This is a genomic window from Labrys sp. E2SS-1L (assembly GCF_057073705.1).
Genome location: NZ_CP172712.1, coordinates 2775258 through 2790964 on the forward strand (window position 1 = coordinate 2775258; position 15707 = coordinate 2790964).

The 15707-nt window shown below is 63.9% G+C and carries 13 protein-coding genes; 9 read left to right on the forward strand and 4 right to left on the reverse strand.

Annotation, left to right across the window (positions count from 1 at the left end; translation table 11 throughout):
• Positions 1-262: 262 nt before the first annotated feature.
• Entirely contained in the window at positions 263-1591 is a 1329-nt protein-coding gene (gene gltX / locus ACIGJE_RS12780; protein ID WP_367623929.1) for a glutamate--tRNA ligase, read from the forward strand.
• Positions 1592-1721: 130 nt separating this feature from the next.
• A complete protein-coding gene (locus ACIGJE_RS12785) occupies positions 1722-2237 on the forward strand; it encodes a CreA family protein (RefSeq protein ID WP_367623928.1) in 516 nt (171 codons plus the stop codon).
• A 51-nt stretch (positions 2238-2288) separates the two neighbouring features.
• Here the strand turns inward: ACIGJE_RS12785 and ACIGJE_RS12790 are convergent, their stop codons facing one another.
• Entirely contained in the window at positions 2289-2591 is a 303-nt protein-coding gene (locus ACIGJE_RS12790; protein WP_068287134.1) for a hypothetical protein, read from the reverse strand.
• 332 nt (positions 2592-2923) lie between these two features.
• Here ACIGJE_RS12790 and cysS point away from each other — a divergent pair, with 332 nt between their 5' ends.
• Genes cysS through cimA form a run of 3 tightly spaced genes read left to right on the forward strand, consistent with a single transcriptional unit; the run spans position 2924 to position 6467 of the window.
• The gene (cysS, locus tag ACIGJE_RS12795) at positions 2924-4366 is read left to right on the forward strand and encodes a cysteine--tRNA ligase (RefSeq protein WP_367623927.1); all 1443 of its coding nucleotides are present in this window, start codon (positions 2924-2926) and stop codon (positions 4364-4366) included.
• A complete protein-coding gene (locus tag ACIGJE_RS12800) occupies positions 4366-4875 on the forward strand; it encodes a GNAT family N-acetyltransferase (protein ID WP_311933196.1) in 510 nt (169 codons plus the stop codon). Before cysS ends, ACIGJE_RS12800 begins: the two co-directional genes overlap by 1 nt.
• Positions 4872-6467, forward strand: a complete 1596-nt coding sequence (cimA, locus tag ACIGJE_RS12805) for a citramalate synthase (protein WP_415083767.1) — start codon at positions 4872-4874, stop codon at positions 6465-6467. The genes ACIGJE_RS12800 and cimA overlap by 4 nt, the downstream gene beginning before the upstream one ends.
• 37 nt (positions 6468-6504) lie before the next feature.
• On the opposite strand, the gene ACIGJE_RS12810 is transcribed toward cimA, so the two are convergent.
• From ACIGJE_RS12810 to ACIGJE_RS12820, 3 genes are all read right to left on the reverse strand, one after another.
• Positions 6505-7089: a YceI family protein gene (locus ACIGJE_RS12810; protein ID WP_415083765.1), complete on the reverse strand. Its 585-nt coding sequence runs from the start codon at positions 7087-7089 to the stop codon at positions 6505-6507.
• Between the two features lie 106 nt (positions 7090-7195).
• Positions 7196-7798, reverse strand: coding sequence for an LOG family protein (locus tag ACIGJE_RS12815; protein WP_311933193.1), 603 nt, complete (start codon positions 7796-7798; stop codon positions 7196-7198).
• A gap of 55 nt (positions 7799-7853) precedes the next feature.
• On the reverse strand, positions 7854-8984 hold the full coding sequence (locus ACIGJE_RS12820; RefSeq protein WP_311933192.1) for a COG3904 family protein: 1131 nt from the start codon (positions 8982-8984) through the stop codon (positions 7854-7856).
• Between the two features lie 358 nt (positions 8985-9342).
• Between ACIGJE_RS12820 and ACIGJE_RS12825 the strand changes: the two genes are divergently transcribed.
• The 4 genes from ACIGJE_RS12825 to ACIGJE_RS12840 all read left to right on the forward strand — a co-directional run bounded on the left by ACIGJE_RS12825 (position 9343) and on the right by ACIGJE_RS12840 (position 15393).
• A complete protein-coding gene (locus ACIGJE_RS12825) occupies positions 9343-11073 on the forward strand; it encodes a LysM peptidoglycan-binding domain-containing protein (RefSeq protein WP_483677603.1) in 1731 nt (576 codons plus the stop codon).
• A 251-nt stretch (positions 11074-11324) separates the two neighbouring features.
• Positions 11325-13241, forward strand: a complete 1917-nt coding sequence (locus ACIGJE_RS12830; protein WP_367623921.1) for an ABCB family ABC transporter ATP-binding protein/permease — start codon at positions 11325-11327, stop codon at positions 13239-13241.
• 60 nt (positions 13242-13301) lie between these two features.
• Entirely contained in the window at positions 13302-14198 is an 897-nt protein-coding gene (locus ACIGJE_RS12835) for a glycosyltransferase family 2 protein (protein WP_415083758.1), read from the forward strand.
• Between the two features lie 97 nt (positions 14199-14295).
• The gene (locus ACIGJE_RS12840; RefSeq protein WP_415083756.1) at positions 14296-15393 is read left to right on the forward strand and encodes a TRAP transporter substrate-binding protein; all 1098 of its coding nucleotides are present in this window, start codon (positions 14296-14298) and stop codon (positions 15391-15393) included.
• Positions 15394-15707: the final 314 nt, after the last annotated feature.

Genomic DNA, 15707 nt, shown 5'->3' on the forward strand with positions numbered 1-15707 from the left:
CAACGAATTCCCTAACGTCATGTTTTGGATGCCGAGGGCATCGTCAGTTTCGTGATGCCTATTTTGGCGGCATTCACTGAGTGGCGATGATCAGCCGGGAAAGGAGTCTATGAGCCGGCTGCGATTGATTATCGTCTCCCTTATAAACACGATGGCGATTTTGTGGCCAGCAAAAATGGCAGGAGCCTGTTCATAATCTCTCCTTCAAAAGGCAGGAGACGCGGTATAGGACAGGCCATAATTCCAATTTCGAAAGCCCATCATGCCGCCCGTCGTCCGCTTTGCGCCATCCCCCACCGGCTATATCCATATCGGCAATATCCGCACCGCTTTGCTGAACTGGTGCGTGGCCAAGCGTGCGGACGGGCGCTTTATCCTGCGCTATGACGACACCGACACCGCCCGTTCGCGCCAGGAATATGCCGACGCCATCGCGGTGGACCTCGCCTGGCTCGGCATGGTGCCGGACGTGCAGGCACGACAGTCCGAGCGCATGGCGCTCTATGATGCCGCCGCCGCCCGCCTGCGCGAGGCCGGCCGGCTCTATCCCTGCTACGAGACCGAGGAGGAGCTGGAACGCCGGCGCACTTTGCAAAAGGCCCGCGGCCTGCCACCGGTCTATGACCGGGCGGCCCTGCGCCTGACGGCCGAGCAGAAGGCGGCCCTGGAGGCCGAGGGGCGGCGTCCGCATTGGCGCTTCCTGCTCAACCACCGCATCGTCGAGTGGCAGGACGGCGTGCGCGGGCCCGCCCATGTCGACACCGTCTCGCTTTCCGATCCGGTACTGATCCGGGCCGATGGCGGCTATCTCTACACACTGCCGTCGGTGGTCGACGACATCGACCTCGGCGTCACCCACATCATTCGCGGCGAAGATCACGTCACCAATACCGCCGTGCAGATCGAGATCTTCGAGGCTCTGGGCGGTACCGTGCCGGCTTTCGCCCACCACAACCTGCTCACCACGGTGAGCGGCGAGGGGCTGTCCAAGCGCAGCGGCGCGCTGTCGATCGGCTCGCTGCGTGAGGCCGGCTTCGAGCCGATGGCGGTAGCGAGCCTGGCGGTGCTGACCGGCACGGCCGAGGCTGTGCGTCCGATCGCGTCGCTGCAGGAGCTCGCCGCACTGGTTGATCTTTCGCGCATCTCGCGTGCACCGGCGCGCTTCGATCCGGCCGAGATCGAGACGCTCAATGCCAAGTTGCTGCACGAGACAGCCTTTGCGGATGTTTCCCAGCGGCTCACGGCTCTCGGCATCGAGGGCGGTGAGGATTTCTGGCTCGCCGTGCGCTCCAATCTCGTCAGGCTGGCCGATGCGAAATTATGGTGGGAGGTGGTGACGGGGCCGGTCGCCGCAAGCGAACGGGATCGGGAGTTCCTCGGCCGCGCCGCAGGGCTGCTGCCCAGCGAGCCCTGGGACGAGAACACCTGGGGCGCCTGGACGCAGGCCGTGAAGGAGGCCACAGGCGCCAAGGGCAAGGCCTTGTTCATGCCGCTGCGCCAGGCGCTGACCGGGCTCGACCATGGTCCCGAACTCAAGGCGCTGCTGCCCTTGATCGGCCGCGAACAGGCGTTGGCACGGCTGGCAGGCTGAGGCTGGAGTGTCGGCCTCCGGGTCGATATTGGATTGGGGATTTATGAGGAGCGTCGACCGGCAGGTCGAGACTCCACCCTGGCGCCCGGCTCGACGCCTTCCCATATGGGGCCCGATGAGGAGACCCCGCATGCTGCGTAGAATATGCTTCGGCTTTGCCGTGATCGGACTTGCCCTGCTGGCTCCCGCCGCTGCCCAGGCCCAGGAGCCCGACCTAATCTTCCGCAAGTCGACGGTATGGAAATTCCTGACCCCGGATGACAAGCTTGCGGTCTACGGCATCGACGATCCCGATGTCGAAGGGGTCGCCTGCCACTTCACCGTGCCGGAGAAGGGCGGTCTCAAGGGCATGTTCGGGGTGGCCGAGGAGGTGTCGGACGTCTCGCTGGCCTGCCGGCAGGTCGGGCCGATCAAGTTCAAGGAAAAATTCGAGCAGGGGGCCCTGGTCTACCGCCAGTCTCGCTCGCTGTTCTTCAAGAAGATGCAGGTTGTGCGCGGCTGCGACGCCAAGCGCAATGTGCTGGTCTATCTGGTCTACACCGACAAGCTGATCGAGGGCTCTCCGAAGAACTCGACCTCGTCGGTACCGGTGATGCCCTGGGCCGGGGAGCCGCCCCAGAAATGCGGCGATTTCGTCACGGACTGAGGGCGGCACCCGGCAGAGCTGCCGCCCACATTCCCACTTCCCGTGAAGTTTTTACTTCTCGCAGGTGATCACGACGGCGTGCGGCTGCGCGGCAGCGGCCACCTGCGTGGGCGCGTTGATGGCGCCGGTGATGTCGGTTTCAGTCTGGCGGCGGAAGGCGACGGCCTTGGCATAACCATTGGCGACGCACCATTCGCTGGCAATCGGCTGGCCGCAAGGCGAGCCGCTTTCCAGGCAGGTGTCGACGCCATAGCCGTCATCGCTGCTGACGACGAAGGAAGCCACGTTCTGGGCGGAGGCGGGGCTGGCGAAGGCCAGGCAAGCCGCGATGAAGGAGAGGGTACGCAGGTTCATCGAAATCACACATGTGAACGGGGTCTGCCCCGTTCGGATAGCGGAGCCTGCCTATCATCGCTGTGCGTTTTTAAACATACGTAAATCTGCGTGTTTAATTTTTGGCGAAACTCTGTTGCCTGGGTGCATCACTCTGGCACTGGAGAAAGCGGATGCCGTCCTTGTCTCGTGTGGCTTGACAACGTCGCCCGCATGGCACATTGCTCCCGGCCATGACAAAGACGGCCATCCTTTCGCGGATTATTTGCAGCTAGCAGCAACGCTGGCTGGCGCCGTCATTCGCCCAAAATCTTGAGCGCAGGACGCCCCCGGCCAGCCGAGGTGGGGAACTCATGGTTTTACGGCTCTACGATACCCGTACGCGCGCCAAGGTCGATTTCACGCCGATCGATCCCGATCGGGTGCGTATGTATGTCTGCGGCCCGACCGTCTACGACTTTGCCCATATCGGCAATGCCCGGCCGATCATCGTCTTCGACCTGCTGTTCCGCCTGCTGCGCCATGTCTACGGCGCCTCGCATGTCTCTTACGCGCGCAACATCACCGACGTCGACGACAAGATCAACGAGCGCGCGGCCGAGCGCGGCATCACCATCCGCGAACTGACCAATGGTACCCTGGCCCAGTTCCACCAGGACATCAGGGAACTCGGCGTGCTGATGCCCGACCAGGTCAACCAGCCGGGCGAGCCGCCGCAGATGGTGGAGCCGCGCGCGACCGATCATATCGAGGAGATGAAGGCCATCATCGAGCGCTTGGTGGCGCGCGGTGTCGCCTATGTTGCCGAGGAGCATGTGCTGTTCTCCGTGCATGCCATGGAGAAGCTCGCGACAGTGCCGCGCTATGGCGCGCTCGCCCGCCGCTCGCTCGACGAGATGCTGGCCGGCGCCCGGGTCGATGTCGCGCCCTATAAGCGCGATGCCATGGATTTCGTGCTGTGGAAGCCCTCGCATGGCAACCAGCCCGGCTGGCCGAGCCCCTTGGGCATCGCCACGCCCGGCCGTCCGGGCTGGCATATCGAGTGCTCGGCCATGTCGATGGCGACGCTGCTCACCCCTTATGGCGGTGGCATCGCCTGCGACGATCCGGCCCGCAACGTCTTCGACATACACGGCGGCGGCATCGATCTCGTCTTCCCGCACCACGAGAACGAGATCGCCCAGAGCTGCTGCGCCTTCGACACGCCGGTGATGGCCAATGTCTGGATGCATAACGGCTTCCTGCAGGTCGAGAGCGAGAAGATGTCCAAGAGCCTCGGCAACTTCATCACCATCCGTGAACTGCTCGGCAGCGACAGATTCGGCGGGCGCGCCTGGCACGGGGACGTGCTGCGGCTCGCCATGTTGCGTACGCACTACCGCCAGCCGATCGACTGGACACTGCAGGCCTTGAACGAAGCCCAGCAGACCCTGCTGCGTTGGTACGAAGAGGTGCCTGCGGGCGGAAGCGTCGATGCCGGCGTGATCGAGGCCCTGTCGGACGATCTCAACACGCCGGCCATGCTGGCCCGCCTGCATCAGATCGTCGACCCGGCCGACCGGGCGGCGACGCTCGCCTTCCTGGGCTTCAACAACGATGTGGCCGCCCTGAAGGGAGACACCCAGGTCAGCGATGGTCTGAGGCAGGAGGTCGAGGCGCTTCTGGCTGCCCGCAAGGTGGCGCGCGCCGAGAAGAACTGGCCGGAGTCCGATCGCATCCGCGACGAGCTTGCCCGGCTGAACATCGCCGTCAAGGACAACAAGGACGGCACCACCAGCTGGGAGGTCAAGCTCTGATGGCACAATCCATGCCCAAGCCGGGGCTGCGTCCCTTCCTGCCCGCAGATGCGCCGATCCTGGCCGAGATCTTCCGGGCCAGCATCCACGAGTTGACGGCTGACGACTACTCGGAAAGCCAGCAGGAAGCCTGGGCCGAGGCCGCCGATGACGAGGAAGCCTGGGCCAAGCGTCTTGCCGGCTGTCTGACCTTGGTGGCCACGGTCTCCGGCTCCCCAGTCGGCTTCATCGCCCTGAAGGGCAAGGACCTGGTCGATCTGCTCTACGTTCATCCCGCGGTCGCCGGGCAGGGGGTGGCCTCGACGCTCTATGGCGCCATCGAGCAACTTGCCAAGGCGCGCGGTGCTACCCAGTTGACGGTGGATGCCAGCGACACCGCCCGAGACTTTTTCCTCAAGCAGGGATTCGTGCCCCAGCAGCGCAACACCGTGTCGCTCGGCGACGAATGGCTCGGCAACACCACCATGAAGAAGGCGCTCGTGGCCCCGCCCGATGCGAGCCGGCAATGACACGCGACCGCCTCTATCTCTTCGATACCACCCTGCGCGACGGCGCCCAGACCACGGGCGTCGACTTCTCCCTCGCCGACAAGCAGGCGATCGCGCGCCTGCTCGATGATCTCGGTGTCGACTATGTCGAGGGCGGCTATCCTGGCGCCAATCCGCTCGACACCCAGTTCTTCAGCCAGCCCAACGGCCTCAAGGCGAAGTTCACCGCCTTCGGCATGACCAAGCGGGCAGGGCGCTCGGCCGCCAACGATCCTGGCGTCGCCGGCCTCCTGGATGCTGAGGCGGATGCGATCTGCTTCGTGGCCAAGAGCTGGGACCACCAGGTGCGCATGGCGCTCGGCATCAGCCTGGAAGAGAACCTCGATTCGATCCGCGACAGCGTCGCCACCGCCAAGGCGCGCGGGCGCGAAGTGCTGCTCGACTGCGAGCATTTCTTCGACGGCTACAAGGCCAATCCGGACTACGCGCTTGCCTGCGCCCGCACGGCCCATGAAGCCGGCGCGCGCTGGGTGGTGCTGTGCGATACCAATGGCGGTACTCTGCCGCATGAGGTCGAACGCATCGTCGGCGAAGTGGTCAAGGTGATCCCCGGCAGCCATCTCGGCATCCACGCCCATAATGACACCGAGCAGGCCGTCGCCAATTCGCTGGCAGCGGTGCGGGCCGGAGTCCGGCAGATCCAGGGCACGCTGAACGGCCTCGGCGAACGCTGCGGCAATGCCAATCTCACCTCGCTGATCCCGACGCTCCTGCTCAAGCCCGCTTATGCCGAGCGCTTCGAGATCGGGGTGGACGCGGCCCGGCTCGAGAACCTCACGCGCATCTCGCGCAAGCTCGACGAACTGCTCAACCGCATGCCCGACCATCATGCGCCCTATGTCGGCTCCTCGGCCTTCGCCACCAAGGCCGGCATCCATGCTTCGGCCGTGATGAAGGATCCTTCCACCTATGAGCACGTGCCGCCCGAGAGCGTCGGCAACCGGCGCAAATTGCTGGTCTCGGACCAGGCCGGCAAGTCGAACATCCTGGCGGAACTGGAGCGCCTGGGGCTGGCGATCGACAAGGATGATCCCCGCCTCTCCAGGCTGCTCGGCGCATTGAAGGACAAGGAAGCGCAAGGCTACGCCTATGAGGGGGCGGATGCCTCCTTCTTCCTCCTGGCCAAGCGCATCCTCGGCAGCGTGCCGGAGTTCTTCTTCGTCGAGCGTTTCAGCGTCAATGTCGAACGGCGCTGGAACGAGCGCGGTGAACTCGGCGTGTTCTCGGAAGCTATCGTCAAGGTCAAGGTCGGGACCGAGGAACTGATCTCGGCGGCGGAAGGGCATGGCCCGGTCAATGCCCTGGACACGGCGCTGCGCAAGGACCTGGGCAAATACCAGTCGGTCATCGAGGACCTGAAGCTGATCGACTACAAGGTCCGTGTCTTCCAGGGCGGTACCGACGCGGTGACGCGGGTGCTGATCGAATTCCAGGACGCCGCCGGCGACCGGTGGGCCACCGTGGGTGTCTCCGACAACATCATCGATGCCTCCTTCCAGGCGCTGGTGGATTCGATGACCTACAAACTGCTCAAGGCGGGCGCGGAGGTGTGAAGAGAGAGTGTCGACCTGGAGGTCGACACTCCATCGTTCAGCGCCGGATCGCTTCGGCGTTGATATCGATGCGCACGACGTCGCCGATCAGGGGGATGAAGGCCTTCATGCCGAAATCCGAACGCCGGATGGTGGTGGTGGCCGTGAAGCCGGCGACCATACGGTTGCCGCGCAACGGATCCGGTGCCACGCGGTTGAAGGTGGTTCGCAGCGTCACCGGTTTGGAGATCCCGAGCAGCGTCAGTTCACCGCTGAGGTCGGCGCTGCGCGGGCTACGGCGCTTCACCTTCGTGGTCCGGAAGGTGATCGTCTGATGGTGGGCGACGTCGAAGAACTCGCTCGACCGAAGATCCTCGTCGCGCGCCGGCACGCCGGTATCGACGCTCGAGGCCTCGAGCGTCGCCTCGACCAGGCTTTGCTCGGGATGTGCCTCGTCCAGCGTCAGCACGCCCTTCAGCTGGCGGAAACTGCCCGTGACGGTGGAATAGCCGAGATGGTCGATATGGAAGATCGTCTGGGTATGGTCGGGGTCGAGATCGTAGAGGTCGCCCGCCAGGACAGGGGACGAAAGGCAGGTACTGAAAAACAGCGCCGCCGCGCTCGCCTGGAAAAACTGCCTCATCGCATTGTCCATGCCGCCCGATCGCAAAACACCGTGGCATGAACACCCGAGGCCGCGATCCTATTCGACCGCAGCTCCTATTCGACCGCAACCCCTGGAGGCGGCTTCAGAGCGTCTCGGGTGCGACGCTCATCGCCATTTCGGCGCGCGAGATCTTTTCGATCGCTGCCGTGACCATCGGCACGACCTCTTCGGGTGTGTTGGCCACCAGCACATCCACCGCGGTTTCGGGCCGAATGAAGCCCTCCTCCCGCATGTGTTCAAGAATGTCGAGGAACCGTGTCCAGAAGCCGTCGATATTGACCAGCACGATCGGCTTCTTGTGCTGGCCGAGCTGGGCCCAGGTGAGCTGCTCGACCAGTTCCTCCAGCGTGCCGACGCCGCCGGGCAGGGCGACGAAGGCGTCCGCCCGTTCGAACATCAGGCGCTTGCGCTCATGCATGTCCTTGGTGACGATGAGTTCCTCGACCTCGGTGAGCATGCGCTCGCGCCGCTGCAGGAAGGTCGGGATGATGCCGGTGACCTGGCCGCCATTCTCGATGACGGCGCGGGCGACCGTGCCCATCAGGCCGACATTGCCGCCGCCATAGACGAGGCGAATGCCGCCTTCAGCCATGTCCCGGCCCAGGCGCTCGGCGCCGGCGACATATTCGGGGCGAGTGCCATTGCTGGAGCCGCAATAGACGCAAATCGAACGAAGCTTTGTCATGCCCCCGGTTTCGCACTGCGGCATGGGTGGGTCAAGTTGCTTTGCCGGAAGCCCCTTACTTGATGCAGACTTTGGCGAGAAGGAGATCGAGATCGCGGAAACGTCCCGTCGAGACCGTAACGGTTTCAGCTTTGACGGGGCTGCTCTCTTTCGGGCCAATTGCGAGTTTCAGCGAACGCCTTTCGGCGAGCGTGCAGAAAGCGACGGGATCGAGGGTGATTGTCAGGGCAGGGCCGGAAGCATTCCTCGACAGATTCGAGAAGGCCAGTACGTCGCCGATTTGAAGGATCGCGATCAGATTGGCGGTCGGCACGGGACCGCCGCCGGTCGTCGGCATGACGCTGGCTTGGACGCCGGCGACATTCGGCGCTTGGCGCAACTCGACATGCGAGATGATCGCGTTGCCATCGTAGAGACCCGCCGGCACGTCGGCGGCAGTCGCGGTAAAGGCTGCGACGCGCTCGGCATTCTTTTGAGTAAACAGTGCCGCCTGGTGCTTGAGAACCTGCCCTCTCGCATCCTGGCCGTCAGTGATGATTTTCGTTGCTAGAAGTTCGGGACGGCTCATGACGTGGATATTGCTGTTGCTCGCAAGCTGAACCAGCTCGTTGATACTGGGATCGATGCCCATTTCGTCGAAAAAGCGGGCAGCCTGATCATATTGCGCCTGTGTCGTCTTTACCTTGATCCGGTTGACCGACAGAATCTCCCGCCGGATGACGCGCCCGTTCAGAGTGGTCTGGCGCCAGCGTGTCAGGGTCCGCGAACTGGCGAATTGATGCACACCGACCGGGCTCATCCAGAAGACGTGGCGCGCGACGCCGCCTGCCAGCACGAACACACAGGCCGAATTGCAAAAGGCGCCCGCATTGTTGGCGAAGCCGCGGCGGCCTTTCGTGATCGAGGCCGTGCAGTTTTTCTCACCCGGCTTGCAGGCAGCCAGCATGGTCCGGCCGATGGTGACCTCCAGGCCTGCGCGGCGAATCAGACGTCCCATGGCGTAACCGGCGGCGACGTCTCCGCCGGGCGAGGTGAGGATGAAAGGCAGCTTCCTGCCGCCGGCGGCTTTCAGGACCTTGCGCAGCAGTGCCGGCGTCGCGGCGGTGATGTCGCCTTCTGCGGAAATCCATTCCGCACAATCGGGTTCACAATCCACTGCTGCGTTGCGCACGATGAAAATGCGCATGGGCGAGCCTTTCGGACCTGTACCAGCCTCTGTTTGGCCGGCTTGCGATGGTAGGATTCCAAAAAGAAGTGTCAGGCAAAGAGCAGATACAAACAGCGCCGCTCGTTTCATGGAACCTTCCGATCAAGCCCGTCCGACGAAGAATATCGTGCGTTCCTCGAATTTCATCACAATTCTGCGGCAATGGCGCTGCAGTCGGGCGATACCGGCACGCGCCGGATATGATACGGTTGCAGGTGAAATAAACCGGCGCGATACTTTGTTTGCCCGACATCTTGGCGGCGTGGCCTTTCGTCTTGCAGGCGAAGCGGATAAGTAAAATTGGATGAAACGATGCGCGTTCTTGCGTCGGGAGTAGATGATGGCAGTGGGCTGGAAGAGTCTGGCTGGAATAGTCGGAGCCGCGAGCGTTGTCAGCGTCGGTACGCTTTACAGCGTGCTGGTGCGCGAGCCTGCCCGGTCGCCGTCGCCGGCCGTCGGCGATACAAATTCGGTGGTGGCTGCCAATCCTCCTGCCGACAAGGCACAGAGGCCGGCGTCGAGCGGCGATCAGGCGGCCGGCAAGCCGGGTGCGAGCGCTCCGGAGGCCACCAAGCCTGACGCCGCCAAGACCGAAGCCGCGAAAGTCCCGGCCGCGGGCACCCAGGCCGCCAAGCCCGAGGCTGGAAAGACGGAGGTAGCGCAGCCCGAGGCAGGCAAAACCGAAGCCGCCCAAGCCCAACCGCCGAAACCTCAATCTCCCAAGCCCGAGGCACCGAAGCCGGATGCGGCCAAGGGGCAGATTGCCCCGACCTTCGACATTGCCCGCATCGAGCCGGCCGGCAGCGCGGTGATCGCCGGCCGGGCCGCTTCCGGCGCCACGGTGGAATTGCTGCGCAACGGCAATCCTTATGCCCGCGTGGTCGCCGACATCAATGGAACTTGGGCGATCACGCCGCCGGCCTTGCCGAAGGGCCCCTGCGAGCTGACACTGCGCACCACATCGCCGGACGGCAAGGTGACCTTGTCCGAGCAGACCCTCTCCGTGCGCGTTCCCGAAAAGCCGGGCGAAGAGGTGGTGGTCGTCCTCAACACGCCCGACCAACCCTCCAAGGTTCTGACCGATGCGGCGCAGCCGCCAGGCAAGGCGCCCGAACAACCGGTAACGCCGGCAGCGGCAAGCGCCTCTGCCGATGCGGACAAGGCAGCGTCTCGGGCCAATGTCTCGATCCGGACCGTCGAAGCGGACGAGATGGGCCGCTTCTTCGTGACGGGCCGCGCCGAGCCGGGGGCTGCCCTGCGTATCTATCTCAACGATACCTTGGTGACGGGCGTGACCGCGGCCAAGGACGGGACCTTCGGCATGACCATCGAGAAAGGCATGCAGCCGGGCAATTATCGGGTGCGTGTCGACGATGTCGCAGCTGCCAACGGGCAGGTGATGACGCGGGCCGAGGTACCCTTCACCATGGTCGACAAGGCTCCTACCGCCTCGGCTCCGGCCGTGGTGGCGGCGATCGCCACACCGTCGCGTTCGGGGGGCAGTCGCAGCGGAGAGCCGGCCGCGACACCGACCCAGCCAGCGACCACGCCGTCGACCGCCGTACCCGGTGCCGCCACGCCGTCCCCGGGTAAGTCGCTCCCTGGCGAAACGGCTCCTGGCAGCAGGACGCAGCCGGCCGCGGCTTCCGTACCCGCCCAGGGGGCCTCCCCAGCAACGGAGTCCGGCAGCCCGGGAGCAGGCGCTACGGGAGCTGCCTCGTCTCCGACTCAGGCGGAAGCCGCACCGCCGGCCTCCGGCAATGCCGTGGTGCCGAAGTCTGCTACGACGCCATCCGCCTCCAACCCTGCGACGCCCGCCACGGAGCCGGTGCAGACCAGCGAGGCCAAGCCGGCCCAACCTTCGCCGCCGCCCTCGGTGGCGGTGATCCCGGAGATCCGCACCACGACGATCGTGCAGGGCGACAATCTTTGGCGGATCTCACGCAAGGTCTATGGCCAGGGCATCCGCTATACCTGGATCTACGACGCCAATACCGATCAGATCCGCAATCCCAATCTGATTTATCCGGGTCAGATCTTCGTCATGCCGGACAAGAAAACTCCCTGAGCAGAGCGGGCCGCGGGCCCCGGCTCGGGGCAGCAAAATGAGATTTCGTCGCAAGACGCTTGCGGTCACGGCGTTCCAGACCTAACTACGCAGCGTCATCGAGAGCAAAGCGCCTTCAGGCCTGAACGCTTTTTGCTCCGACTCTTTGTTTCGACGCGTCTTTGCGATTCGAGGCGATTCCGTCAAATCGCAAAACGCTTTGGAAAACCCCTGATGCCGGCGCTCTCCGCTCGCCGGCCGAAAGACCGTTGATGCCCTCCGCCGACCCTTCCGCCGCCCCCAAGCGCGTCAGCGCAGACCAGGGCGCCTTTCTCCAGACCATGAAGCATTTGTGGCCCTATATGTGGCCACAGGACCGTGCGGATCTGCGCATGCGGGTGGTGTGGGCCTTCGTGCTCCTGCTGCTGACCAAGCTCATCACCCTGGTCGTGCCCTATACGCTCAAATGGGCGACCGACGGTCTGGCAGCCGTCGGCGGCGGTCGTGAGCTCACGGGCCATACGCTCGCGGTGCTGCTGGCCGGTGTACCCCTCACCATGCTTGTGGCCTATGGCGTCGCGCGCATCCTGATGACGGCGATCTCGCAATGGAAGGATGGGCTGTTCGCCGCCGTGTTCATGTACGCGGTGCGGCGGCTGGCGATCGAGACCTTCGAGCACATTCACAATCTCAGCCTGCGCTATCATCTCGAGCGCAAGACTGGCGGGCTGTCGCGGGTGATCGATCGCGGGCGCACCGGCATCGAGAACATCGTCCGCTTCGCCACCATCAACATCCTGCCGACCATCGTGGAGCTGGCGCTCTACCTGGTCATGCTGGTGCTGCAATTCGACTGGCGCTATGCGCTGATCGTGCTCGTCACCACGGCGGTCTATGTCTGGTTCACCGTCAAGGCGACCGAATGGCGGATCAGCATCCGCCGCGAGATGAACGATTCCGACACCGATGCCAACCAGAAGGCGATCGATAGCCTGCTCAACTACGAGACGGTCAAATATTTCTCCAACGAGGACCGTGAACTGGCGCGCTACGACCGCGCCATGGCGTCCTACGAGAAGTCGGCGATCCGGACCTATATCACCCTGACCTGGCTCAATATCGGCCAGGGTATCATCTTCATGGCGGGCATGCTGGCCTCGCTGCTGCTGGCGGGCCTGGGCGTTTATCACGGCGTCAACACCGTCGGCGACATCGCCTTGCTCAACGTGATGTGGCTGCAGCTCGCCACGCCGCTGAACTTTCTCGGCTTTGCCTATCGCGAGATCAAGCAGGGCATCACCGACATCGAGACCATGTTCGAACTGCTCGACAAGGATGCCGAGGTGAAGGATCGGCCTGGGGCGCCGGCGCTCGATGTCCGTGAGGGGCGGGTGACTTTCGAGAACGTGGTGTTCAACTACGACCCCGATCGCCCCATCCTGCAGGGGCTGTCCTTCGACGTGCCGGCTGGCAGGACGGTGGCGATCGTCGGTCCCTCCGGCGCCGGCAAATCGACCATCTCGCGCCTGCTCTTCCGCTTCTACGACGTCAATGGCGGGCGCGTCATGATCGACGGGCAGGATGTGCGCGAGGTCACCCAGAAATCGCTGCGCGCGGCTATCGGCATGGTGCCGCAGGACACCGTGCTGTTCAACGACACCATCCGCTACAACATCCGTTACGGCCGTTGGGACGCCACCGACGCGGAAGTGGAGGAGGCTGCTCGCCTCGCCCAGATCGATACCTTTATCCGCCGCATGCCCAAGGGCTATGAGACCGAAGTCGGCGAGCGCGGCCTCAAGCTGTCGGGCGGCGAGAAGCAGCGTGTCGCTATCGCACGCACCATCCTCAAGGGGCCTCCGGTGCTGGTGCTGGACGAGGCGACCTCGGCCCTCGACAGCTACACCGAGATGGAGATCCAGGCGGCGCTCGAGCGCATCTCGGAGAACCGCACCACCTTGGTGATCGCTCATCGTCTTTCGACGGTGGTGAATGCCGACGAGATCATCGTGCTCGACAAAGGCGTGATCGTCGAGCGCGGCAATCATGAGGAATTGCTGGCATTCGGCGGCGTCTATGCCGGCATGTGGAACCGCCAGCGCGAAGCCGACGAGGCTCGCGAGAAGCTCCAGCGCACCCAGGACGATGCCTCGCCGGCGGCCGATTACCGCGACGCTCTGGCCGGATAAGCGGTACGGAAGTCCCGTTTTCGTGCTATGAGCAACCGGCTTGGTCGGTGTGGAGGCTCCATGACGGGCAGGAAGCGTCAGCCACCCTTCCCGCAGGCTACCGTTCGCCAGCCCTTCCCGACGTCCGCAGCCATGGCGCCGGCTCCGGCCGCGCGGCCCCTGGTCAGCGTGGTGATGCCGGTCCACAACCGGGTGCGCTACTGCGCCGAGGCGATCGACAGCATATTGAGCCAGACGCTGGCCGATTTCGAACTCGTCATCGTGGACGACGGCTCGACGGACGGCACCTCCGCCTTCCTCGAATGGTATCGCGGGCTGGACGTGCGCATCCGGCTGTTCCGCAATGAGGTCAATCGGGGTGTTTCCGCCAGCCTGAACCACGGCATCGCGCAAGCGCGCTGCGATCTGGTGGTTCGCATGGATTCGGACGACATCTCTTTGCCCGAAAGACTCGCGCGCCAGGTCGCGTTCATGACTGCTCATCCCGAAATTCTGGCCGCCGGCAGTGCCCTCAGGATGATCGATGCGGGAGGAAACATCGCCGGTCCGCCGTCGAAGGTCGAAACCGATCCACAGATCCTGCATTCCCGTCCAAGCCTGGCCCATCCGACCACCATATTGCGGCGCGAGGCGGTCCTGAGCGTCGGCGGGTATCGGCCTGCCTTCGATCATGCCGAGGATGTCGATTTGTGGTTTCGCCTCGGCGAGGTCGGCATGCTGGGCAACCACCCCGAGGTTCTCCTGCACTATCGTGCTCACCCCGGCAACGTCCATCAGACCCATCGGCGCCGCCAGTCGTTCCTGGCTGAGATGGCGGCCTTGGCCGCCTATCGGCGGCGGAATGGCTGGGGTGATCCGGTGCATGCCGAAGCCCGCTATGAGGAGGCCGAATTGGCCGATCTTCTGGGCTGGAGCGAGAAGGCGCGACAGGCCTTCCTTCGGCGCATGGAGGCATAGGGAAGGGCGGTCCCGGCCTCAGTTCAGCCCCGGTTCATCTTGTAGGCTGCTTATTCACCCGGCTGGGTGCAAGTCTTGCGTTACAGGATCCCTCTTCATGTCGACCCGACGTCGTTTTCTCGCTGGAGCTGCCGCTGCCGGCGCCACCATGCTTGCCGCTCCTGCGCTGGCGCAGAACCTGATCGAATGGCGGATGGCGACGGCCTGGCCGAAGGGCCTGCCGGGAGCGGGCACCGGCGCTCAGCGCCTGGCCGATCGGATCGGCGTGCTCACCCAGGGCCAGCTCACCATCAAGCTCTACGCGGCCGGCGAATTGGTGCCGGGGGACCAGAACATGGCGGCCGTGATGGCCGGCGAGGTGGAGATGTCGCATGACATGTCGGCCTATTATCTTGCCAAATCGCCGGCCTTCGCTTTCTTTTCGGCCATTCCCTTCGGCCTGATCGCCCAGGAGTTCGATGCCTGGCTCTATGCCGGCGGGGGCAGGGCGCTATGGGACGAACTGGGCGGACAGTTCGGCATCAAGGCCTTTGCGGCCGGCAATACCGGCGCGCGCCTGGGCGGCTGGTTCCGCCGGGAGATCAACAATGTCGCCGATCTCAAGGGCCTGCGTTTCCGCATCGGCGGCCTGGCCGGCCAGGCCCTCGCCAGGCTCGGCATTCAGCAGATGCTGATGCCCGGCTCCCAGATCCTGCCCAGACTCCAGGCCGACGAATTGGATGCGGCGGAGTTCATGGGACCGGTCAACGATCTCAGCTTCGGTTTCCAGAATGCCGCCAAGTTCTGCTATTGGCCTGGCTTCCAGGAGCCTTGTGCGGCGCTGCAGCTCCAGGTCAACCGTGCCAAGTTCGACGACTTGCCGGCCACCCACAAAGTGGCGATCGAGGTTGCCTGCGCCGAGGAGAATGCCCGCTCCCTGGCCGAATACGGCGCCCGAGCGCCCGCAGCGATTGCCCAGGCGGTGACGCAGCAGGGCGTCGTTCTCAAGCAGTTCCCCGACGAGGTGTTTCAGGCCTTCGGTACGGCCAGCGGGCAGGTTCTCAGCGAAATCATCGAAAATGGCGACGAATTCATGCGCCGCCTCGCCGCCTCTTATTTCGGCTTCCGCCAGCAGACCCTGCTGTGGACCCGTATCGGCGACCAAGGTTACGCCAATATGCGCCTGCTCACCTACGACTATCCCAAAGGCAGCTGATTGCGTCCTTGTCCTGTCGGTGTGCGCCGACCGGACAATTCTTGCCTGTGTTTTGGGCCGGAGCTTGGAGCTCGAGGGGCAGGTTTGCCGTGTAGCGATGTTTTTTACCATTTGTATACGATTGGTATGACGTAAAGTTATTTTCTTATCCAATGGCAACGTCGCTTCGAAGTTTTCGATCGTTGACTTGTAGAAAAACGCCAGCCGATTACCTTTGAATGCAAATATGCATCACTTCATGGGAATTCCCTATTTAAGAATATGCGGAATGTTCAAACTTTATCGAATGCTTCGGTGGATCAGTTTATTGAGGT